Origin of the sequence: Pseudomonas palmensis (genome assembly GCF_049942755.1) — a bacterium.
GTDB classification, from domain to species: Bacteria; Pseudomonadota; Gammaproteobacteria; order Pseudomonadales; family Pseudomonadaceae; genus Aquipseudomonas; species Aquipseudomonas palmensis.
Window position 1 is genome coordinate 5,748,658 of record NZ_CP187958.1, and the last position, 21,239, is coordinate 5,769,896.

A 21,239-nucleotide genomic window follows, 5' to 3' on the forward strand; every position below is an offset into this window, starting at 1 on the left:
CTCAGCGCTGGCCGACGGCAGCATTGCCGTGGGAGATGATCACTTCGACGCGGCGGTTGAGCTGACGCGACTGCGCGTCGGCGTTGGAGGCCACCGGGTACTCCTTGCCATAGCCGGCACTGATGATGCGCCCGGCATCCACCCCGTTGCGGCGCAGGGCGTTGGTCACAGCCGCTGCGCGACGCTCTGACAGCTGCTGGTTGAGGCTGTCGCTGCCGGTCGAGTCGGTGAAGCCCTCGACCCGCACCTTGCGCTCCGGGTTGGCACGCAGGTACTCGGCCAACTGGTCGATGTTGCGCTGGCTGCCAGCCTTGAGTTCGGCACGCCCGGTGTCGAACAGTACATCGCCGAAGGTCACCACGGTGCCACGCTCGGTCTGTTTGGCCTTGAGCTGCTGCAGGGCCTTGAGCTGCGCGGTACGCACGTCCAGTCGGGCCTGGGTGCGCTGCGCCTCGATGCCCTGCAGGCCGGCTTCGGCCTGGCGCAGGGCAATGGTCTGCTCGGCGACGGCGATCTTCTGGTTGGCCAGGTAGGCCAGCTGCTCGATCTGCGGGGCCTTGCGGTCCTTGATCGAAGCCAGCTCGGCCTTGCCCAGGGCATTGAATGCATCCTTGGTTTCCAGTGCCGCCAGGCGGCTGGACTCCGGCTTGCTCTGCAGCACGCTGAAGTGCTCGCGGGCTTGCAGCAGGCCAGGGTTTTCGGCGGTAGTGCTGCAACCGGCGAGCAACAGGCCCATCACGGAAACGGCAGGCAACAGGTATTTGACGGACATGACGGGCATCCTTACGGCGTGATCGTGGGGGTGATGGCGTCGGGCGACTGGAGCATTTCCTGCTTCAGCACTTCAATGCCCTGCTGCGCGCTGCGCAGTTGCTGCTGGGCCTTGGCGGCACGCGCCTTGCGCTCGGCCAGGTTGGCATCGGCCTCGGCCTGCTCGGCCAGGGTGCGGGCCGCGACAAGGTTCCGTTCGCCCAGGGCGCGTTCGACGGCGTACAGCTTGTCCTGGGCGGCCTTCATTTCGGCTGGCGCGTACTGGGTGGCGTCGGCGGTCACGGCGCGGCTGACCGCGTTGCGGGTCAGTTCGACCTGCTCGGTGGGCACGGGCACGCCGGCACAACCGGCCAGCACCATCAGCAGGCTGCTGGCGGCCAGGTAATTCGTGGTGCGTTTAGCAACCATTGAAAGACTCCATAACATGAGAAAGACAGACCGTTGTTCAAGCCGCGTAAGACTATTCCCGGTCATGCCCCGCCCCTATCAGGGGGCATCCTGCTGTCAGGTAGGAAACTTCTCCGGCATTGCCACGATTCGTGCCTGCCCTTCGTCAGTGCGCAGTGAACCTGACGGGCAAAAAATGGTCTGTGGGTTTCATTTTTTCCGTTTTCAAGAAGATCACCATGCCCCCATCTTTTCAGCTTCGCGCACGGCGCTCTCTTATCCCCGGCCTGCTCGGCAGCCTGGTCATCCTGTGTGGCCCGGCCCACGCCGAGGAAGGCAGCGGCAATGAACGCTGGGTCAGCGACAGCCTCAGCACCTACGTGCGCAGCGGCCCTACCGACGGGCACCGGATCGTCGGCAACCTCAAATCCGGCCAGAAGGTCACCCTGCTGACCAGCCAGGGCAACTACAGCCAGGTACGTGGCGAGTCGGGCGATACCGTGTGGATCAACAGCAGCGACCTGCAGACGGTGCCCGGCCAGGCCGAGCGCGTGCCGCAACTGAGCGAACAGGTGACCCAGTTGAGCGAGCAGCTCAAGACCATCGACGACAGCTGGAAGACCCGGGTGCAGGGCATGCAGGAGACACTGGATTCACGCAAGGCGCTGATCGACGAACTGGAGGCACGCAGCACCGCGCTCAATGCCGAGCTGGGCGATGCGCAATCGCAACTGCGCGCTACCCAGGCGCAGCTGGGCGACGAGAACAAGCAGGTGCTGATGCGCTACATGGTGTACGGCGGCGGCATTGCCGGGGCCGGCTTGCTGGCGGGGCTGATCCTGCCGATGCTCAGCCGCGGGCGCAAGCGCAGCGACCGCTGGTTCTGAGACCCCGGCCTTCGACCGCAGGGTGCAGGCGCCAGCCTTGCTGGCGAAGGCCGCCCCACTATTGCCCCGCCCTTCCCCCAGCCAGCGCATAGGGCCCCTGCGCCAGTTGCTCACGCAGAAACGCCACGCAACTGCGCACCTTGGCCGAACTTGACGAGCGCACCGCCGTCACCGCCCAGATGTCCGCCGGCTGGTGATACCCCGGCAGCACCTGCACCAGCGCCCCGCTGGTCAGGCTGGCCGCCACGTCCCAGCGCGAAGCCATGATGATGCCGTGCCCGTCATGGGCCCACTGGCGCACGATGTCGCTGTGGTTGGAGGCCATCGGCCCGGTCACCTTCACCGTCTCGGCGCCGTTGGGCCCCACCAGGCGCCATACCCCGAAACGGTCGTCGCGGCTGCGAAACAGCAGACAGTCATGCTGCGCCAGGTCGGCCGGCACCCGCGGCTGGCCGCGCCGCGCCAGGTAGTCCGGGGCGGCCGCCAGCACCCGCGAGCTGCTGGCGATGCGGTGCGCGATCAGGTGTTTTTCCTGCACCTCGCCCACCCGCACATCGATATCGAAGTTGTCGGCAATCAGGTCCACGCGCCGGTCCAGCAGCTCCACCCACACCTCCAGCGCCGGGTACTGGCGCCGCAGCAGCGACAGGATCGGCGCCACGTGCTCGCGCCCCAGGCGCAGGCTGGTGCACACGCGCAAGGTGCCTTGCGGCTCGCGCTGCCCGCCGGACAACGCATCGAACATCGCGCCCACGTCCTCGAGGATCTTCTGCGCCCACACGAACGTCGCCTCGCCATCGCTGGTGATGTTGACCCGCCGCGTGGTGCGGTTGAACAGCTTGACCCCGAGCATCGTCTCCAGGGTGGCGATGCGCTTGCTCACATGCGCCGGCGACAGCCCGGTCTCGGTGGCTGCCGCGATGAAGCTGGAGCGCCGCGCCACCTCGCAGAACAACTGAAGGTCACGCAGCAACGGCTCATTATTCGCTATCAGCGCATTCTGATTCTTCATCTGGCCCGATTATCTCCTGGCGCTTTTTTATTAGCCTCTCACAAACGCGCTTCGACCCAGAACAAGAAAGTGAGAACCATGACTGCATTACGCCTTGCCGTGGCCGGGGCCGGCCTGATCGGCCGCCGCCATATCGAACTGATCCAGGCCAGCGCCGAGTGCCAGCTGGCCGCCATCGTCGACCCCTCGCCCGCCGCCGCCGAACTGGCCAACGCCTGCGGCGTACCGTTGTACCCGGGGCTGGCCGAACTGTTCGGCGCGCAGCGCCCGGACGGGGTGATCCTGGCCACGCCCAACCACCTGCATGTCGACGGCGCACTGGCCTGCGTGGAGCACGGCATACCGGCACTGATCGAAAAGCCGGTAGCGCATACCCTGGAAGACGGCAAGCGCCTGCTGGCCATCGCCGAGCAGCGTGATGCACGCCTGCTGGTGGGCCACCACCGCGCCCACAGTGCGATCCTGCACAAGGCCCGCGAAGTGATTGCCGAAGGGGTACTGGGCAACCTGGTGGCGGTGATGGGCAGCGCGCTGTTCTACAAGCCCGACGACTACTTCGACGCCGCCCCCTGGCGCCGCGAGGCCGGCGGCGGCCCGGTGCTGATCAACCTGATCCACGAGATCGGCAACCTGCGTTCGCTGTGCGGCGAGATCGTCGCGGTGCAGGCCCAGGCGTCCAACGCCACCCGCGGCTTTGCCGTGGAAGACAGCATCGCCATCAGCCTGCGCTTTGCCAGCGGCGCGCTGGGCACCTTCATGCTCTCCGACACCGCCGCCTGCGCGCGCAGCTGGGAGCAGACCGCCCGCGAGAACCTCGACTACCCCAGCTACGCCGACGAGGACTGCTACGTACTGGCCGGCACCCAGGGCTCGCTGTCGATACCGACCATGCGCCTCAAGTACTACGCCCGCGACGAGCAGCGCTCGTGGTGGCGGCCGTTCCAGTGCGCCACCGCCAGCCTCGACGAGGCCGACCCGCTGGCCCGCCAGCTGGCGCACTTCTGCCAGGTGATCCGTGGCCAGGCCCGGCCGCTGGTGAGCGTGCGCGACGGCCTGCGCAACCTGCAGGTCATTGACGCCATTGGCCAAGCCGCCCGCTGCGGCCACACGGTAATGATCGACAGCCTCTGAACATCGGTGCCCCGGCCCTGCGCCGGGACGCCTGCGTGCCCCCAATAAAAACAACAAACGGAGAATTGCGATGGCCACACATGACGCCGCGCACAGTGCGCGCCAAACCCGCAAAGCCACCGCCAGCGGTTGGGTCGGCTCCGCGCTGGAGTACTACGACTTCTTCATCTATGCCCAGGCCGCGGCGCTGATCTTCCCGCAGATCTTCTTCCCCAGCACCGACCCCAAGCTGGCCATCTTCGCCTCCCTGGCCACCTATGGCGTGGGCTACCTGGCGCGCCCGGTCGGGGCCTTCGTGCTCGGCCACTGGGGCGACACCCGCGGGCGCAAGAACGTGTTGCTGCTGTGCATGTTTCTGATGGGCATCGCGACCATGGCCGTGGGCCTGCTGCCGACCTTCGAGCAGATCGGCTACTGGGCGCCGGCACTGCTGGTGGTGCTGCGCCTGGTGCAGGGCTTTGCGGTGGCCGGCGAGATCGCCGGGGCCAGCTCGATGATTCTCGAACACGCACCGCCCGGGCGCCGCGGCTTCTTTGCCAGCTTCACCCTGCAGGGCGTACAGGCCGGCCAGGTGATGGCAGCGGCGGTGTTCCTGCCGCTGGCGTACTTCATGCCCAGCGACGCCTTCAACAGCTGGGGCTGGCGCATCCCGTTCCTGCTCAGCGCCGCGGTGCTGATCGCCGCCTACATCATTCGCCGCGAGGTCAAGGAGCCCGAGGCCTTCAAGGTGGCCGCCAAGCAGACCGCGCGCTCGCCGATCCGCGATGCCTTCACCTACAGCTGGCGCGGCATGCTGGTGGTGTTCGGCGTGTCGCTGATGAACGTGATCCCGGTGGTGACCACCATCTTCGGCGCCGCCTACGCGGTGCAGCCGGCCTATGGCGTGGGCTTCGACAAGAGCGTGTACCTGTGGATTCCGGTGGTGGGCAACATCGTCGCGGTGCTGGTGATCCCGTTCGTGGGCAACCTCTCCGACCGCATCGGCCGGCGCCCGCTGATCATCGGCAGCGCACTGGGCTGCGGGCTGATGTCGTTCGTCTACCTGTATGCCATCAGCCTGCACAACCTGCCGCTGGCGTTCGGCGCCTCGCTGCTGATGTGGGGCATGGTCTACCAGGGCTACAACGCGATCTTCCCCAGCTTCTTCCCCGAACAGTTCCAGACCCACTACCGCGTGTCGGCCATGGCCATCGCGCAGAACGTCGGCTACATGATCACCGCCCTGCTTCCGGCGCTGTTCACCGCCGTGGCCCCGCCCGGCTCGAACAACGTGCCGCTGCTGATCGGCGCCATCACCTGCGCGGTCACCGCCATTTCGGCCGTGGCTGCCTGGAGCGCTCCGGAAACCTACCGCACGCCCCTGGACCAGCTCGGCAAGCCGGACGCCGTGGCCCTCGACAAACCCGTGTATGACGCGCTGCGGGCCAAGGCCCTGCGCACCACCCCTGCTACGGAAACCGCCCAATGAAGACCCTGCTCGTGCTCAATGGCCCCAACCTCAACATGCTCGGCCTGCGCCAGCCCGAGGTGTACGGCCGCGAAACCCTGGCCGATGTGCAGGCGCTGTGTCACAGCGCCGGCCAACGCCTGGACCTGGACATCGAGTTCCACCAGACCAACCACGAGGGCCAGATGATCGACTGGATTCACCAGGCCCGTGGCCGCGTGGCCGGCATCGTGATCAACCCCGGTGCCTGGACCCATACCTCGGTGGCGATCCACGACGCGCTGATCGCCGCCGAGGTGCCGGTGATCGAGGTGCACATTTCCAACGTGCACAAGCGTGAAGCCTTCCGCCACCACTCCTATGTGTCGCTGGTGGCCCAGGCGGTACTGGCCGGGTTCGGCACCCATGGCTACGTGCTGGCCATCAACCACTTCGCCCACCTGCAGCGCACCGCGCAAGGAGCCGCGCAATGAAAACCGTAGCCAACCCCAGCCAGCGCCTGCGCCTGGGTTTTGTCGGCGGCGGCCTGGAGTCGTCGATCGGCGCCACCCACCGCTACGCCGCGCAACTGGACGGGCACTTCGAACTGGTGGCCGGGGTCTTCGCCCGCGACCCGGCACGCAACCGCGCCGCTGCCCAGGCCTACGGCGTAGCGCCGGAGCGGGTGTACCCGGACTTCCAGCGCATGGCCGTGGCCGAAGCCGCGCGCGCCGATGGCGTGCAGGCGGTGGCGATCATGGCGCCCAACGCGGTGCACGTGCCGGCCAGCCTGGCGTTTCTCGACCAGGGCATCGACGTGATCTGCGACAAGCCGCTGGCCTCGAGCCTGGCCGAGGCGCAGCAACTGCTTGAACGCGCACGCAAGGGCCCCGCGCTGCACCTGCTGACCCACAACTACAGTGGCTACCCATTGGTGCGCGAAGCCCGCGAGCTGATCGCGCGCGGCGCCATCGGCGAGGTGCGCCTGGTGCAGGTGGAACACGCCAGCGCCTTCGGCACCCACCCGCTGGAGCAGCAAGGGGTCAAGGCGCTGGCCTGGCGCACCGACCCGGCCCAGGCCGGGGCCTCATCGGTGCTGGCGGATGTGGGCGTGCATGCCCATCAGTTGCTGCGCTTTGTCACCGGGCAGGAGGTCAGCGAAGTGTCGGCCGAGCTGAGCACCCTGGTGCCGGGGCGCCAGTCGGACGACAACGCACACGTGAAGCTGCGCCTGCAGAATGGCGCGCGCGGCATGCTGTGGGCCAGCTTCGTGGCGGCCGGGCACCGGCATGGCCTGCAGTTGCGCGTGTTCGGCTCCACCGGATCGCTGTACTGGCATCAAGAGGAACCCGACCGGCTGGAGCTGCGTCATCAGGACCAGCCGCACCAGATCCTGCGCCGTGGCGAGGCCTGGCTGAGCGAGTCGGCCAGGTTGTCGACGCGAATCAAGGCGGGCCAGCCGGAGGGGCTGCTGGAGGCGTTCGCCAACATCTACAGCGAGGCGGCCGAGCGGATCATGGCGCGCCGCGAGCACCGTGCGCCGAGCGCGCAGTCGCTGCTGTGCCCGACGGCCGAGGATGGGGTACGCGGCATGCGCTTCATTGATGCCTGCGTGCGCTCGGATGCGGCGGATGGGCGCTGGACGCAGGCCTGAACGCCAGAAGCTGCACTTATGCAGGCCCAGCAGAATTGATTTTGCTGATCAACAATCGGCTGCCAGACTGGCGGCCGATTTCTTTTGCAGGGGCACGATCATGTCGGGTGAAACAAGTCTGGCCGCGCTGTTACGCAGCATGCGGCCGCAGTTGAATGAAGGCAGCTACGTGTTCTGCACGCTGGCCGACTGGTCGGGGCTGCAGCCTGACGAGGTGATCGGCAGCTTTCGCGAGCAGGAGGGGCTGACGGTGATCGTGTCGCGTGGGCGGGCCGAGGCGCTGAAACTGCCTTTCAGCTACGAGGCCGCGTGGATCACCCTGACGGTGCATTCGTCGCTGGAGGCGGTGGGCCTGACCGCGGCGTTCGCCACGGCGCTGGGCCAGGCCGGCATCAGCTGCAACGTGGTGGCCGCGTTCTACCATGACCATATCTTCGTCGCGCAGGCCGATGCGCAGCGGGCGATGGCGGTACTGGAAGGGTTGGCGGCGGGGGCCTGATGATAGCGGGGGCCTTCGCCGGCAAGGCCGGCTCCTACAGGTTCGGCGTTCTCTGCAGCAGCCAGCCTTGCCGGCGCCAGGGCCATCGGCCACGATGCACCTCCCCCGCCCCACACGGAACGTCAGCATGGCCCAGATCAAGATCTATGGATTGCGCACCACCCTCGACCAGCACCGCCCTGCCCTTGCCGAAGCCATCCATGGCGCGGTGATGAGCGCCCTGCAGTACCCGCCGGAAAAACGCTTCCAGCGCTACCTGGCCCTGGACCCCGCCGACTTCCTCTACCCCGACGACCGCAGCGAACACTACCTGATCATCGAGATCAGCCTGTTCGAAGGCCGCTCCAGCGCCGCAAAGAAAGACCTCATCCGCCAACTGTTCCAGCGCATCGGCGAGCACACCGGCATCGGCGCCCAGGACATCGAGATCACCCTGTTCGAGACCCCCCGCGAAAACTGGGGCATACGCGGCCTGCCCGGCGACGAGCTGGGCCTGAACTACACCGTGGAGGTCTGAACACACGCGCCGACCGGTAGCAGCAGCCGTGCATTCTTCTGCTTAACTGGAAGAACCCGGGCCACAGGCTGCCCGCCTTTTGCACAGGTGAACGACCATGGCGCGCACCACCCCCATCGAGCTGTACCGCAATATCGGCATTGTCGCCCACGTCGACGCGGGCAAGACCACCACCACCGAACGCATCCTGTTCTACACCGGGGTCAACCACAAGATGGGCGAAGTGCACGACGGCGCCGCGACCATGGACTGGATGGCCCAGGAACAGGAGCGCGGCATCACCATCACCTCCGCCGCCACCACCGCCTTCTGGCAGGGCTCGACCAAGCAGTTCCCCGAGAAATTCCGCTTCAACATCATCGATACCCCCGGCCACGTCGACTTCACCATCGAGGTGGAGCGCTCGCTGCGCGTGCTCGATGGCGCGGTGGTGGTGTTCAGCGGCGCCGACGGGGTCGAGCCGCAGTCCGAGACGGTGTGGCGCCAGGCCAACAAGTACCATGTGCCGCGCCTGGCCTACGTCAACAAGATGGACCGCCAGGGCGCGGACTTCCTGCGCGTGGTCAAACAGATCGACAAGCGCCTGGGCCACCACCCGGTGCCGATCCAGCTGGCCATCGGCGCCGAGGAGCACTTCATCGGCCAGATCGACCTGGTGAAGATGAAGGCCATCTACTGGAACGAGGCCGACAACGGCACCAGCTACCGCGAAGAGGCGATACCGGCCGACATGCTGGAGCTGGCCACCGAGTGGCGTGCGCACATGATCGAGGCCGCCGCCGAGGCCAACGACGAGTTCATGGAACTGTACCTCAACGGCACCGAACTCGACAACGAGCAGATCAAGGCCGGGCTGCGCCAGCGCACCCTCAACAACGAGATCGTGCCGGCCATCTGCGGGTCGTCGTTCAAGAACAAGGGCGTGCCGCTGATGCTCGACGCGGTGATCGACTACCTGCCCGCCCCGTCCGAGATCCCCTCCATCAACGGCACCGACCCGGATCATGAAGACCGGCACCTGGAGCGCCATGCCGACGACAGCGAGCCGTTCTCGGCGCTGGCCTTCAAGATTGCCACCGACCCCTTTGTCGGCACCCTGACCTTCGCCCGGGTGTACTCCGGGGTACTGAACTCGGGCGATGCGGTACTCAACTCGGTCAAGGGCAAGAAGGAGCGCGTGGGCCGCATGGTGCAGATGCACGCCAACCAGCGCGCCGAGATCAAGGCGGTGTGCGCCGGCGACATTGCCGCACTGATCGGCATGAAGGACGTGACCACCGGCGACACCCTGTGCGACATCAACCAGCCGATCATCCTCGAACGCATGGACTTCCCCGACCCGGTGATCTCGGTGGCCGTGGAACCCAGGACCAAGGCCGACCAGGAGAAGATGGGCATCGCCCTGAGCAAGCTGGCCCAGGAAGACCCGTCATTTCGCGTGCGCACCGATGAAGAAACCGCGCAGACGATCATCTCCGGCATGGGCGAGTTGCACCTGGACATCATCGTCGACCGCATGCGCCGCGAATTCGGCGTCGAGGCCAATGTGGGCAAGCCGCAGGTGGCCTACCGCGAGAAGATCCGCAACACCTGCGAGATCGAAGGCAAGTTCGTGCGCCAGTCTGGCGGGCGCGGCCAGTACGGGCACTGCTGGATCCGCTTCGCCCCGGCCGAGGAAGGCAAGGAAGGCCTGGAGTTCGTCAACGAGGTGGTCGGCGGCGTGATACCGCGCGAGTACATCCCGGCGATCCAGAAAGGCATCGAGGAGCAGATGAAGAACGGCGTGCTGGCCGGCTACCCGCTGATCGGCCTGAAGGCCACGGTGTTCGACGGCTCGTACCACGACGTCGACTCCAACGAGATGGCGTTCAAGGTGGCGGCGTCGATGGCCACCAAGCAACTGGCGCAGAAAGGCGGTGCGGTGCTGCTGGAGCCGGTGATGAAGGTCGAGGTGGTGACCCCCGAGGAGTACCAGGGCGACATCCTCGGCGACCTCAGCCGGCGCCGCGGGCTGATCCAGGAAGGCGAGGACACCCCGGCCGGCAAGGTGATCCGCGCCGACGTGCCGCTGGGCGAGATGTTCGGCTATTCGACGCAGATGCGCTCGATGACCCAGGGCCGCGCCAGCTACACCATGGAGTTCACCAAGTATGCCGAGGCGCCTGCGAGCGTGGCCGATGCCATCATCAAAAAGCAGGGCTAGGTCGTCGCGCGATTACTGCACGGTCGACGCCCCGCCGACCCGGTCGCTGGGTGCAGGGATGTGCTGATTGCTGACCACCAGCCGCAGCAGGTGTGCACTTGCCCGGTAAAAGGGGCGCCTGCTCAGTGTGTGGTCAAGCCAGGCATTGAGCTCGTACAGGCGCACCGGTGCTTCACCCGGGTAGTCCGCCAGTACGGCGAGGACCATGTTCCGCACCGCAGGGCTGGAACGCAGGCAACGGCTGTCGATGTACTGCCCTATGAACTGGCGAACATCCGCTGTCTCGCTGTGTGAAATGAAGATTGTCCGCACGCTGTCGGGGTATCGCTGCTCAAGATCGGGCGCCATGATTGCCTCCTGTGGAATGCTGCCGTCGCTTGACGCCATTGAACGATACAGCCGGGTCCCGTGCCATCAGGCAAACCTGAAAACGCGGGCACGCCTACTGGAACAGGTTGGCCTCCAGGCAGTACGAGATCAGCTCCTGGTCGCTGCGCACATCCAGCTTGCGCATGGCCGCGATCTTTTGCGTGCTGATGGTCTTGGGGCTGCGATTCTGATTGATCGCGATGTCGCGCAGGCTCATGCCCGCCACGAACAGACGCAGGATCTCCACTTCGCGGGTGGACAGCGAAGCCATGCGCTCGTCGATCTGATAGCCGTTGTCGATCACCGAGTTCCGGTTCGCCGGCGCCAGCTTGTAGATGCGGTTCTGGCTCAAGGCTTCCAGTGCGCGCAGCAACTCTTCGTTCACCGTGCGCTTGTCGATCACGCCCGCCACGCCCAGATTGTACAGCCGCGTGAGGATGAGGCTGTTGGACACCATCGTCAGCACCAGCACGCGCAGCGCGGGGAAGTTGCGCGTCAGGTAGGTGATCAGCCGCAGGCCGTCGCCATACTGGGAACTCTCCGGCATGTTGTAGTCGGTGATCAGGATCTGGGGCTGCTTGTCGTGCAGCACGTTGATCAGTTCGGTGGAGCTGCCCGCTTCGCCAACCACCTCGAAGCGCGGGTCGGACTTGATGAGTTCGCGTACGCCAAACAGCACGATCGGGTGGTCATCGGCGATGACTACGGTGATTTTATGCATGATCGCTCCGGTGTGCACAAAGTGTGGCAAGTCTCGGCCCGGGTCATACCGAACTCATCAAGTCGCAGAGCCGGTCGAGCGCCTGGTGAATATCGTCAATCAAGGTGAGCTGCAGGCTGGGCGCGCGCAGGCGGTGCTCAAGCTCACCGAACAGCCTGGCCAGCGCGTGCGCCTGCACCACCGACAGTGCGCCACTGACACCATGCACTTTGTGCAGGACGTCGATTTGCTCGCCGGCCGCCAGGGCCAGGCGAATGGCGCGGATGTCCTTCTCCATGGTACTCAAAAACAGGTCGCGCATGGCCGGCGACAACACGATGCCCGCTGCCGATGACTCCGCCTCGGCCAACTGCACCGACAGCTCTAGCGACGGCTGGCGCCCGGCCTCCTCGTGCGCCAGCGCCGGGGTGACATTGAGCAGCAGGTTGCGCAAGGTGGTCAGGCTCAGCGGCTTGACCACCCAGCAGGTCATGCCCGCTGCCTGGCAACGCTCGCCCTCGTCGCGCATGGCATTGGCGGTAACGCCGATGATCGGCGCCTTGGCGTTCTGCAGGCGTATCGCGCGCGCCAGCTCGTAGCCGTTCATGACCGGCATGTTGACATCGGTCAACAGCACGTCGAAGCGGTACTTGCGCCACTGCTGCAGCGCCTGCTGGCCATCGCTGGCCAGTTCCACGGTGCAGCCCAGGGCTTCGAGTTGTTCCTTGAGAATGGCCTGGTTGATCAGGTTGTCCTCGGCCACCAGCACCTGCAGGCCAAGCGCCGGTAAGGCAGGGGCTGCGCCAGGCGGTGCGGGCTCGGTGACGCCGTTCTTTTCCATCAGCACGGCGCCGGCAATCGCCCGCACATGATTGGCGCTGACGCGCCAGCCCGCCTCCATCGGCTCGGGAACCTGCGGGCCGTCGTAGTCGCACAACAGGCGCCGGCCGTTCCAGTCCGGCAGCCACTTGCCGTTGCCCAGTACCTCGACCAGCAGCGCCCCGCTGTGCACCTCGTGCTGCGCGGCGCTGAGCACCGTAACCGTGGCATGCCAGCGCAGCAGCCAGCTGCCGATGTTCTCGGCCAGCTCCAGCACGGGCGCACGCACGTACACCTGCACGCCGCCGAGGTCGATGCCAGGTTCTGCCGGCAACGGCGTGTCCGGCAGCACGAACGGCAGGCGTAGCGTGAAACTGCTGCCCAACCCCTGTTCGCTGACCACCTTCACCTCGCCGCCCATCAACGCACTGAAGCGGCTGCAGATCGACAGGCCAAGCCCGGTGCCGCTGACAAGGTTGCTCGCGCGGGCCTGGTAGAACGGCTCGAACAGGTGCAGCTGCTGCTCCGGGGAAATGCCGATGCCGGTGTCGGTGACCTGGAGTTCCAGCATGATGTCTTGCCCTTCGCCCCTGGCCACGCGACAGCGCAGCACAACCCGCCCGATGTCGGTGAACTTGATCGCATTGCCCAGCAGGTTGTTGAGGATCTGCCAGATGCGCACCTCGTCCCCTACCAGCTGGTCGGGTATTTCCGGTGCCACGCAGGCATAGATCTGCAGGCCCTTTGCACGCGCGTTGGCGATGTGCGCGGACATCACGTCCTCGATCAGGCCCAATGGCGAAAAGGCCACCGACTCAAGGGTGAGTTGACCCGACTCGATCCTGGACACGTCCAGCACATCGCTGATCAGTTGCAACAATGTCGAGGACGAGCGCTGGATGATGCTGAGGTAATCCATCTGGCGCTGGTCGAGGCCGGTCAGGCCGAGCAGCTCCAGGGTGCCCAATACGCCGTACAGCGGGGTGCGGATCTCGTGGCTCATGGTCGCCAGGAAGAGGGTCTTGGCTTCACTGGCCTTGTCGGCCATGGACTTGGCCTGGCTCAAGGCCACCGCGCGTTCCAGGTGTTCGGTGACGTCGGTGAACGCGCACAGCAGCACCTGCTGGTCCTGGTAGCGGGTCGAGGAGAAACTGAGCCGGAAACAGCGACCCTGCAGCACCATGCTCGCCTCGCCGCACAGTTCGATGCCGGGTTGGCGCGCCATCTCGACGATGGACTGCGCCACTTCGCGACTGTCCTTGGCACGCTGATTTTCCACCACCACCTGGTGGTCGTGCAGGCGGATGACAATCAGCCCGGCAGGTGCACTTTCGATCACCGCCAGGCTGAACGCCTGGCTGTCGAGCAGCTCGCTCCGGGCCTGGCGAGCCGGCGCGATGACCTGCCGGCGATAGTGGTAGTACAGCCACCCCAGCAGGGCACTGAGCAACGCGAATGCCAGCACGATGCGCAGCAGCGGTAAATTCGCCCCACGGATGAAGCTGACGCAATCGACGCAGTACTGCGCTGCCCATTGCTCGTGGGTCATCGCCAGCAGGAAGATCAGGGCAATGCCAAGCAGCAAGCCGATACCGAGGCGTAGGGAGCTTCTGGCCAACGACGTCACGCTCGCCTCTCTTCACGCTGGCAGTGCTGCAGGCAGGTGAACAGCGCACCGAGGCCGAAGGGTTTGACCAGCAGCTGCTGCATGCCTACCGCCAGGCACCGATCGCCCTCGTCGCGCATGGCATTGGCCGTGGCACCGATGATGGGCACCACGCAACCTTGACGACGAAGGGCCTTGGCCAGGTCATAGCCATTCATGCGCGGCATGTTGATGTCGGTGAGCACCACGTCGAACACCTCGTTCTGCCACAGCGCCAGGGCCTCATGCCCATCGCGGGCCAGGCCCACGCTGCACCCCAGCTCCTCCAGCTGGTCCTTGACGATCAGCTGGTTGATCACATTGTCTTCGGCGACCAGTACCCTCAGGTCCAGTTGCCGGGTGATCTCGTGCTCGATCCGGCCAGGCGCCGGGGGGGCGATGCCCTGGGCCTGGCTGACGGCCGCCAGCAGCCCGTTCAGGTCGTTGAGCTTGACCCGCCAGTAGCGTTGCTGCGACGGCGGCTCGCACTCCTGCGGGCATATCACTACACGCGGCCCGCTCCACTCCAGCAGGACGGGGTGCGCGGTGTGCGGGTGGGCCTCCACCAGCAGCACGTCATGCGCGGCCTGGATCTCGGGTGGCAGCCCGATATGGGTCTGTGCGCCCCAGCGCCGTAGCCAGCCACTGACGTATTCGGCCATTTCCAGCACCGGGGAATGCACGTAGATCATCTCGTCGGCCAGGCGCGGCGTATCGCTCGCCGGCATCGGGTACGAGCGCCCCAGCGGAATGCTCAAGGTAAAGCTGCTGCCCAGGCCCACGGCGCTGACCACGCGGATGCTGCCGTTCATCAAGGCGGCCAGGCGCTGGCAGATGGACAGGCCCAGGCCGGTGCCGGGCACCACGTTGGTCTTGGTCGAGGACTGGTAGAACGGCTCGAACAGCAAGGCCTGGTCGTCCGGGGCAATGCCCGGGCCGCTGTCGCTGACCTGCCAGAGGATGTCGGCCCGTTCCTCGGTCATCGAGCCGACCTTGGCACGCAGTACGATCTGCCCGCTCTCGGTGAACTTCACCGCATTGTTGAGCAGGTTGTTCAGCACCTGGCGGATGCGCGTTATGTCGCCGCGCAACAGCGCCGGCATGTGCGGGTCGACGAAGGCATACAGATACAACCCCTTGCTGCGCGCAGCACCGGCGTAGCTCTGGGTCACGTCGTGGATCAGCTCCAGCGGCGAGAACTCGCTGGCCTCCAGGGCCAACTGACCGGCTTCGATCTTGGCCACATCGAGAACATCGCACACCAGGTTGAGCAGCGCTGCCGAGGAACTCTCGATGGCGTGCAGGTAGTCTTTCTGCGGCCCCCTCAGCTCGGTACGGGCCAGCAGCTCCAGGGTTCCGAGCACGCCATACAACGGCGTGCGTATCTCGTGACTCATGGTCGCCAGGAACAGTGTCTTGGCTTCGTTGGCGGCATCGGCCATCTGCTTGGCCATGGTCATCGCGGCCTCGGCCTGCTTGCGCGTACTGATATCGCTGAAGGCGCAGAACAGCACATCCTCGCCGTTGTAGCGGGTGCGCACGAAACTCAGGTGCAGGTGGCGACCGTCGCCAGCCTGGAACTCGTCGGACTGGACGATTTCGCGGTCGCTGAAGGCTTGTTCGATCCAGCCGTGGCACAGGCGCTCGCGCTCCTTGCACTCGCCCAGCCACTGCTGCGACAAGGTGTTCTCCAGTACCACCTGGCCATCCGCGCGGCGCAGCACGCACAGCGCCACCGGGGCGGTCTGGATGATCGCGCGGTTGAACGCTTCACTTTCGATCAGTGCATCGATGCGCTGGGTCGCCGGGGTGATCAGGCGCCGTTCGACGCGCGTCACCAGGCGCCCCACCAGCACGCCGATCAGCAGGATCAGGGCGCTGGCAGCCAGCAACGGCCACCACAACACCTTGAGCAAGGCCTCCAGCCCGATGGCATAGAACAGCTTCCAATCCGAGTAGCCCAGCTTCTTGCGCATCACCAGCTGGTCGGGCCAGAAGCCTTCCCCGGAGAAGCCGAAGTCATGGCCTGTCTCCAGCTTCGGCAAGGGCAGCGACGGGTACACGCTCGACACGCTGCGCATCATCACATCGCCTCTGGGGTTGAGCATCATGAACTGCCCTGCCGCGTCATCGTGCAGCGTGCTGGCCACGTCGCTGGCATCCATCTCCATGCCGAGCCAGCCCGATCGGGGCTGGTGGAAATCCACCCGCACGAACAGATACAGCCGCGGCGTCGACGCCTGCTGATCGCTGAGCCAGACCGCCTGGTCCGCCTCGGGCAGGGTGGGATCAATACGCTGCAGGCGGCTCAGCACCGCGCCAGGGATCGGCGTATCGAAGCTGACCGTGCGGTTCAGGTACACCACGCGGGCCGCCACCTGATCGGCGACGTACAGCAGGTTGATGCGGTTTGTCGTGAGGAAATCCACCATGCGCCCGGACAACTGCAGGTCCCAGCGGAGATCGTCACCGGGCTGTCGGTGGCCGACCTGCTGCGCCACCGCGAACTGTTGCCCAGGTGGCTTCGCCACCGCCGACAGCGCGAGGCTCTTGAGCAGCGCCTCGCGCTGGGTGAAGAACACCCGTGCATTGGCGATGGCATCGCTCATGAGCCCCTGACGACGGGAAACTTCGTTTCTGAGAATCGAGCTCAGGGAAATGATCGCACCCACCACCATGCCCAGCACCAGCAACTGGGCGAACAATCGCAGCAGCCGGCGCACGGCCTTGGGGGTGGAGAAGAACGAGTCGGTGGGTTGCAGGAAATGCTTCAATTTCATGGCGCCAGCTTAAGTGCCCTTTGCTGCGCAGCACTATCAGGCAAGCCTTAAAAATGCGCCCCAGCACAGCCAGGGCGCTTGGCTCAGCTCGATGTACCGCCGCGAATGCGCATGCCGTGGCTGGTGCACCGGCGCGGTTTCACGTGGTGAAACGCCGGGTCAGGTCGGCCATGGCAATCGCCAGCCTGGACAGCTCGTTGCTTGCAGTGGCCGTCTGGCTGGCGCCGTCGGAGGTCTGCACCGAGTGATCGCGAATGCTCACCAGGTTGTGGTCCACCGAACGTGCCACCTGCGCCTGCTCTTCGGAAGCGGTTGCAATCAGGAAGTTGCGGTCGTTGATCTCGGTGATCGAACGGGCAATCGCATCCAGTGCGGCGCCGGCTTCCTGCGCGATCCCCAGGGTGTCCTGGGCATTGACGCGGCTTTGCGACATCGCCGTTACCGCCTGCTCGGCCCCCGCCTGGATGTCGGCGATCATGGTCTCGATTTCCTTGGTGGACTCCTGGGTACGGTGGGCCAGTGCCCTCACCTCGTCGGCCACCACGGCGAACCCGCGCCCCTGGTCACCGGCCCTGGCAGCCTCGATGGCAGCATTGAGGGCCAGCAGGTTGGTCTGCTCTGCAATCGCGCGAATCACGTCCAGCACCTTGCTGATGTTCTGTGCCCTGTTCGCAAGGCCTTCGACTTCCCCGCTGGTGGACTCGACAATCGTTGTCAGGTTCTGGATGGCGACAACCGCCTGGGTCACCCGCTCGGAACCGGTGCGGGTCGAACTGGCGGACTGCTGGGTGACTTCCGACGCGGAGGCTGCGTTGCGCGCCACCTCTTCGACCGCAACCGTCATCTCGTTCACGGCGGTGGCGGCCTGTTCGATTTCATCGCTCTGCTGCTGCAGCCCGCGGCTCGATTCCTCGGCCACCGAATGCATCTGTTCGGCCGCTGCGGCCAACTGGTTCGACGAGTCGCCCATCAGACGAATGGTGTCACGCAGGCTGGCCTGCATGCTCGCGGTCGAGGCCATCAGGTCGGTCAGCTCGTCCTTGCCGGACATCGGCACGACACTGCGCAGGTCGCCTTCGGCAATCCGCTGGTTGACCCCCAGCACCGCCAGCAACGGCACGGTGATGCTGCGCGCGAACAGAACCCCCATCAGGATGCTCAACACCACGACCACGCTGATGATCACGATCACGGTCTTCACCGAGCTCTGATAGATGGCCTCGGACTCGATCCCCGATTGACGGGCACCTTCGCGGTTGATGTCCATCATCTTGCCGATAACGATCTGCAGGCTGTTCGCCAGCGGCCGAGTCGTCTGGTTGAGGTACTCAGTGGCTTCGGCGGCGTGGTCGGCCTGCACCCGTTCCAGAAAGCTGTCCAGCTGCCCTATGTAGTTGGCGATCCCTGTCTTGACATCGTCGTAGGCCGCTTGTTCGTCCGGGCTGGACACCTGGTGACGATAGTCGGTGACCGCCTTGTCGAGCTCGCTGCGTGCACCGGTGATGGTCTCGATGGACATCTTCCTGATCGCTGTGTCATCGGTACTGAGGAGGCGATAGCTTTCAAGCCGCAGGCGCAGCACCAGCGCGTCGATCGCGCCTCCCTGGCGCACACTTTCCATCCAGTTCTTCTCGATTTCCAGGGCAGCGGCACGCACTCGGCCCATTTGCATGATGGAAACCACACCCAGGACAATGACCAGCACGTTCAATACGAAAAACACCAGTATTGCTCGATGGCCCAGCCTGAAATTTCTAAGCAGCATGTTCAATCCCTCATAGAAACAAGCAGAAAATCGGAGGCACCCGACTCCGCGTCGTTGCTGGTGGGGACTTTAATGAGGGCGTTTGAAATAGCCTATCAGGCAAGCCTGAAAACGGGCCTGCACACCGCCCTCCAATGATCGGCGATCGAGGTACGCCCACACTCCGAGCGGCCAGGCTCCCTTGCGTGGCGGTGGCAGCCGCTAGTTGAACAGGCGTTGCAACTCCGTCGGCGGCAAGGGCCGGCTGAGCAGGTAACCCTGCGCGTAATGGCAGCCCTGGCCCACGATGAAGTCCAGGTGGTCAGCCTCCTCGACGCCTTCGGCAACCACTTCGAAGCCCAGCTCGCACCCCAGCCCAATGATTGCACGACAGATCGCGTGCAGCTTGCCGCTCTGGGGCTGGCCGCTGACGAAGCTCCTGTCGACCTTGAGGATGCTCAATGGAAAACGCAGCAGGCAACTCAGGGCTGAGTAGCCGGTGCCGAAATCATCCAGCGCCAGCCGCACGCCCATGCTCACCAGTTCATCGAGGCAGGCCTTGACCTGGGCACTGTCGCTGACCCACTGGCTTTCGGTGATTTCCAGGATCAGGCTCGCCGGCGGCAGCCCGCAGGCCTGCAGAACGCGCCGCACCGAGGCGGCGAAGCCGACCTGCTCCAGCTGCAGGCTGGAGACGTTGACCGAACAGTGCAGCTGCCCCTGCCCGGCCAGTTGCCAGTCGCGGACCTGTCGACAGGCGCGCTGCAGCACCCACTCGCCAACCGGTACGATCTGCCCGGTGGCTTCAAGGGTGGGGATGAACGCCAGCGGCGGCACCAGTTGCCCGGCAGATCGCCAGCGCAGCAGCGCCTCGACACCCGCGATGTAGGGGCGGCCCTGATCGACGCGGTAGAGCGGTTGATAATGCAGTTCGAACTGATCCCGCTCCAGGGCCCTTCCGAGGTCCGACTGCAACGACGTACTCGCGACGGGCGTCGAGACCACGTAAAGCGCCGACTGATTCATCACTCACCCCTCCCACGCAGGCGTGCCATAGCCCATCCACCGCTTCGAAAGACTCCTCCAATCAACAGGCTTGCCGTCAGAGAACGTCACTCCCGTGACAGGCCAATGTTCAGGCACATGCCGCAGCGCGGACCATCAGCAGATCCTTAAAAATGCGCGTGGGCTCAGGCGGTGTGCTGCTCCCCCGCGCGCCTGAGCAGTTGCTTGCAGCGCTCGGTCAGGTGCACCACGCGCAGGTGCTTGCCGGCCTTGGCATAGCGCTCGCGCAGGGTCTTGATGGCAGCGATCGCCGAGTAGTCGACCACCCGCAGGTGGGCGCAGTCCAGGGTCACCTCGGCCGGGTCGTCGGCCGGGGTGAACTGGTTCAGAAAGGTGGTGACCGACGCAAAGAACAGGGTGCCGTGCACGCGGTACAGCTTGCTGCCGTCGGCGTGCACGTCGCTGTCGGCGTACAGCTCGCGGGCCTGCTGCCAGGCAAAGTTCAGGGCGGCGATGATGATGCCGAACATCACGGCAGCCGCCAGGTCGGTGAACACCGTGACCACGGTGACCGCCACGATGGTCAGCACGTCGTTCACCGGCACCTTGTGCAGCACCCGCAGCGATGCCCAGGCGAAGGTCTGCTGCGCCACCACGAACATCACCCCCACCAGTGCCGCCAGCGGAATGCGTTCGATCAGCGGCGCGAGAAACAGCACGAACATCAGGATCATCACCCCGGCCACGACGCCCGACAGCCGACCGCGCCCGCCGGAGCCGAGGTTGATCACGGTCTGCCCGATCATCGCGCAGCCGCCCATGCCGCCGCACAGGCCCGAGACCATGTTGGCCGCGCCCAGCGCCACGCATTCGCGGTCGGGGTGGCCGCGGCTCTCGGTGATTTCGTCGGTGAGGTTGAGGGTGAGCAGGGTTTCGAGCAGGCCGACCATGGCCATCAGTACTGCGTATGGCGCGATGATGCGCAGGGTGTCGAGGGTCCATGGCACCTCGGGCAGGGCCAGGCCCGGCAGGCCGCCGGCAATGTGCGCCATGTCGCCCAGGGTGCGGGTGGGCAGGTCGAACAGGTACACCAGCAGGCCCACGCCGAGAATCGCCACCAGCGCCGGCGGCACGGCGCGGGTCAGGCGTGGCAGCACGTAGACGATGGCCATGGTCAGTGCCACCAGGCCGAGCATCAGGTACAGCGCATTGCCGGCAAGCCAGGCCTGGCCGGACTTGAAGTGTTCGAACTGGGCCAGGGCAATCACGATGGCCAGGCCGTTGACGAAGCCGAGCATCACCGGGTACGGCACCAGGCGCACCAGCTTGCCCAGGCGCAGCAGGCCGAACAGCAGCATCACCAGCCCGCCCAGCAGCACCGTGGCCAGCAGGTATTGCACGCCGTGCTGCACCACCAGCGCGACGATCACCACCGCCATCGAGCCGGCGGCGCCGGAAACCATGCCCGGGCGCCCACCGAACAGTGCGGTCAGGGTGCAGATGATGAAGGCGCCGTAGAGGCCCATCAGCGGGTTGAGGTGCGCAACCAGGGCGAAGGCGATGCACTCGGGCACCAGGGCGAAGGCGGTGGTGAGGCCGGCGAGCACGTCGGCGCGCACGGGGGCGAGTCGGAAGGGTTTGCGTGTGGGCTGCATCGGGGTTCCAATCGGCAGGGCATCGCCTGCGGGGG

Annotated in this window: 18 protein-coding genes; 8 read left to right on the top strand and 10 right to left on the bottom strand. The window is 65.7% G+C overall.

Annotated features, from left to right (window positions below; translation table 11 throughout):
- Window position 1: 1 nt before the first annotated feature.
- Both ACPRTJ_RS26545 and ACPRTJ_RS26550 read right to left on the bottom strand, forming a co-directional pair.
- On the bottom strand, window positions 2–772 hold the full coding sequence (locus ACPRTJ_RS26545; RefSeq protein ID WP_043861092.1) for an OmpA family protein: 771 nt from the start codon (window positions 770–772) through the stop codon (window positions 2–4).
- A gap of 11 nt (window positions 773–783) precedes the next feature.
- Window positions 784–1,179: a DUF4398 domain-containing protein gene (locus ACPRTJ_RS26550; RefSeq protein ID WP_052504235.1), complete on the bottom strand. Its 396-nt coding sequence runs from the start codon at window positions 1,177–1,179 to the stop codon at window positions 784–786.
- Window positions 1,180–1,397: 218 nt separating this feature from the next.
- Between ACPRTJ_RS26550 and ACPRTJ_RS26555 the strand changes: the two genes are divergently transcribed.
- Entirely contained in the window at window positions 1,398–2,045 is a 648-nt protein-coding gene (locus ACPRTJ_RS26555; protein WP_043861144.1) for a TIGR04211 family SH3 domain-containing protein, read from the top strand.
- A 58-nt stretch (window positions 2,046–2,103) separates the two neighbouring features.
- Here the strand turns inward: ACPRTJ_RS26555 and ACPRTJ_RS26560 are convergent, their stop codons facing one another.
- On the bottom strand, window positions 2,104–3,057 hold the full coding sequence (locus ACPRTJ_RS26560; RefSeq protein ID WP_043861094.1) for a LysR family transcriptional regulator: 954 nt from the start codon (window positions 3,055–3,057) through the stop codon (window positions 2,104–2,106).
- 78 nt (window positions 3,058–3,135) lie between these two features.
- Here ACPRTJ_RS26560 and ACPRTJ_RS26565 point away from each other — a divergent pair, with 78 nt between their 5' ends.
- The 7 genes from ACPRTJ_RS26565 to fusA all read left to right on the top strand — a co-directional run bounded on the left by ACPRTJ_RS26565 (window position 3,136) and on the right by fusA (window position 10,487).
- Complete coding sequence (locus tag ACPRTJ_RS26565) at window positions 3,136–4,188, top strand: Gfo/Idh/MocA family protein (protein WP_043861095.1); 1,053 nt, start codon at window positions 3,136–3,138, stop codon at window positions 4,186–4,188.
- A 70-nt stretch (window positions 4,189–4,258) separates the two neighbouring features.
- Complete coding sequence (locus tag ACPRTJ_RS26570; protein ID WP_043861096.1) at window positions 4,259–5,656, top strand: MFS transporter; 1,398 nt, start codon at window positions 4,259–4,261, stop codon at window positions 5,654–5,656.
- A complete protein-coding gene (aroQ, locus tag ACPRTJ_RS26575; protein ID WP_043861097.1) occupies window positions 5,653–6,108 on the top strand; it encodes a type II 3-dehydroquinate dehydratase in 456 nt (151 codons plus the stop codon). Before ACPRTJ_RS26570 ends, aroQ begins: the two co-directional genes overlap by 4 nt.
- A complete protein-coding gene (locus ACPRTJ_RS26580; protein ID WP_116053550.1) occupies window positions 6,105–7,268 on the top strand; it encodes a Gfo/Idh/MocA family protein in 1,164 nt (387 codons plus the stop codon). The genes aroQ and ACPRTJ_RS26580 overlap by 4 nt, the downstream gene beginning before the upstream one ends.
- 100 nt (window positions 7,269–7,368) lie before the next feature.
- Window positions 7,369–7,767 (top strand): ACT domain-containing protein, encoded by a 399-nt coding sequence (locus ACPRTJ_RS26585; protein ID WP_054916498.1) that lies wholly within the window; start codon window positions 7,369–7,371, stop codon window positions 7,765–7,767.
- 127 nt (window positions 7,768–7,894) lie between these two features.
- Window positions 7,895–8,284, top strand: coding sequence for a tautomerase family protein (locus ACPRTJ_RS26590; protein ID WP_058540411.1), 390 nt, complete (start codon window positions 7,895–7,897; stop codon window positions 8,282–8,284).
- A 97-nt stretch (window positions 8,285–8,381) separates the two neighbouring features.
- Window positions 8,382–10,487, top strand: a complete 2,106-nt coding sequence (fusA, locus tag ACPRTJ_RS26595; RefSeq protein WP_078481078.1) for an elongation factor G — start codon at window positions 8,382–8,384, stop codon at window positions 10,485–10,487.
- Window positions 10,488–10,499: 12 nt separating this feature from the next.
- On the opposite strand, the gene ACPRTJ_RS26600 is transcribed toward fusA, so the two are convergent.
- The 7 genes from ACPRTJ_RS26600 to ACPRTJ_RS26630 form a co-directional block, all read right to left on the bottom strand.
- Window positions 10,500–10,835, bottom strand: coding sequence for a hypothetical protein (locus ACPRTJ_RS26600; RefSeq protein ID WP_426427677.1), 336 nt, complete (start codon window positions 10,833–10,835; stop codon window positions 10,500–10,502).
- 94 nt (window positions 10,836–10,929) lie between these two features.
- Window positions 10,930–11,577 (bottom strand): response regulator, encoded by a 648-nt coding sequence (locus ACPRTJ_RS26605; protein ID WP_043861102.1) that lies wholly within the window; start codon window positions 11,575–11,577, stop codon window positions 10,930–10,932.
- A 43-nt stretch (window positions 11,578–11,620) separates the two neighbouring features.
- Complete coding sequence (locus tag ACPRTJ_RS26610; RefSeq protein WP_426427679.1) at window positions 11,621–14,002, bottom strand: ATP-binding protein; 2,382 nt, start codon at window positions 14,000–14,002, stop codon at window positions 11,621–11,623.
- Window positions 13,999–16,800 carry an ATP-binding protein gene (locus ACPRTJ_RS26615; RefSeq protein ID WP_043861103.1) on the bottom strand — a complete coding sequence of 934 codons (2,802 nt, stop codon included), beginning with the start codon at window positions 16,798–16,800 and terminating at the stop codon, window positions 13,999–14,001. The genes ACPRTJ_RS26610 and ACPRTJ_RS26615 overlap by 4 nt, the downstream gene beginning before the upstream one ends.
- A gap of 139 nt (window positions 16,801–16,939) precedes the next feature.
- Complete coding sequence (locus tag ACPRTJ_RS26620) at window positions 16,940–18,565, bottom strand: methyl-accepting chemotaxis protein (RefSeq protein WP_426427682.1); 1,626 nt, start codon at window positions 18,563–18,565, stop codon at window positions 16,940–16,942.
- Between the two features lie 201 nt (window positions 18,566–18,766).
- A complete protein-coding gene (locus ACPRTJ_RS26625) occupies window positions 18,767–19,570 on the bottom strand; it encodes a putative bifunctional diguanylate cyclase/phosphodiesterase (protein WP_088514871.1) in 804 nt (267 codons plus the stop codon).
- 164 nt (window positions 19,571–19,734) lie between these two features.
- Window positions 19,735–21,204 carry a SulP family inorganic anion transporter gene (locus tag ACPRTJ_RS26630; protein ID WP_426427684.1) on the bottom strand — a complete coding sequence of 490 codons (1,470 nt, stop codon included), beginning with the start codon at window positions 21,202–21,204 and terminating at the stop codon, window positions 19,735–19,737.
- Window positions 21,205–21,239 lie beyond the last annotated feature (35 nt).

Bases quoted from the DNA above. Each gene is read 5' to 3' on its own strand.
- ACPRTJ_RS26545 (WP_043861092.1), bottom strand. From the start codon at position 772: ATGTCCGTCAAATACCTGTTGCCTGCCGTTTCCGTGATGGGCCTGTTG.
- ACPRTJ_RS26550 (WP_052504235.1), bottom strand. From the start codon at position 1,179: ATGGTTGCTAAACGCACCACGAATTACCTGGCCGCCAGCAGCCTGCTG.
- ACPRTJ_RS26555 (WP_043861144.1), top strand. From the start codon at position 1,398: ATGCCCCCATCTTTTCAGCTTCGCGCACGGCGCTCTCTTATCCCCGGC.
- ACPRTJ_RS26560 (WP_043861094.1), bottom strand. From the start codon at position 3,057: ATGAAGAATCAGAATGCGCTGATAGCGAATAATGAGCCGTTGCTGCGT.
- ACPRTJ_RS26565 (WP_043861095.1), top strand. From the start codon at position 3,136: ATGACTGCATTACGCCTTGCCGTGGCCGGGGCCGGCCTGATCGGCCGC.
- ACPRTJ_RS26570 (WP_043861096.1), top strand. From the start codon at position 4,259: ATGGCCACACATGACGCCGCGCACAGTGCGCGCCAAACCCGCAAAGCC.
- aroQ (WP_043861097.1), top strand. From the start codon at position 5,653: ATGAAGACCCTGCTCGTGCTCAATGGCCCCAACCTCAACATGCTCGGC.
- ACPRTJ_RS26580 (WP_116053550.1), top strand. From the start codon at position 6,105: ATGAAAACCGTAGCCAACCCCAGCCAGCGCCTGCGCCTGGGTTTTGTC.
- ACPRTJ_RS26585 (WP_054916498.1), top strand. From the start codon at position 7,369: ATGTCGGGTGAAACAAGTCTGGCCGCGCTGTTACGCAGCATGCGGCCG.
- ACPRTJ_RS26590 (WP_058540411.1), top strand. From the start codon at position 7,895: ATGGCCCAGATCAAGATCTATGGATTGCGCACCACCCTCGACCAGCAC.
- fusA (WP_078481078.1), top strand. From the start codon at position 8,382: ATGGCGCGCACCACCCCCATCGAGCTGTACCGCAATATCGGCATTGTC.
- ACPRTJ_RS26600 (WP_426427677.1), bottom strand. From the start codon at position 10,835: ATGGCGCCCGATCTTGAGCAGCGATACCCCGACAGCGTGCGGACAATC.
- ACPRTJ_RS26605 (WP_043861102.1), bottom strand. From the start codon at position 11,577: ATGCATAAAATCACCGTAGTCATCGCCGATGACCACCCGATCGTGCTG.
- ACPRTJ_RS26615 (WP_043861103.1), bottom strand. From the start codon at position 16,800: ATGAAATTGAAGCATTTCCTGCAACCCACCGACTCGTTCTTCTCCACC.
- ACPRTJ_RS26620 (WP_426427682.1), bottom strand. From the start codon at position 18,565: ATGCTGCTTAGAAATTTCAGGCTGGGCCATCGAGCAATACTGGTGTTT.
- ACPRTJ_RS26625 (WP_088514871.1), bottom strand. From the start codon at position 19,570: ATGAATCAGTCGGCGCTTTACGTGGTCTCGACGCCCGTCGCGAGTACG.
- ACPRTJ_RS26630 (WP_426427684.1), bottom strand. From the start codon at position 21,204: ATGCAGCCCACACGCAAACCCTTCCGACTCGCCCCCGTGCGCGCCGAC.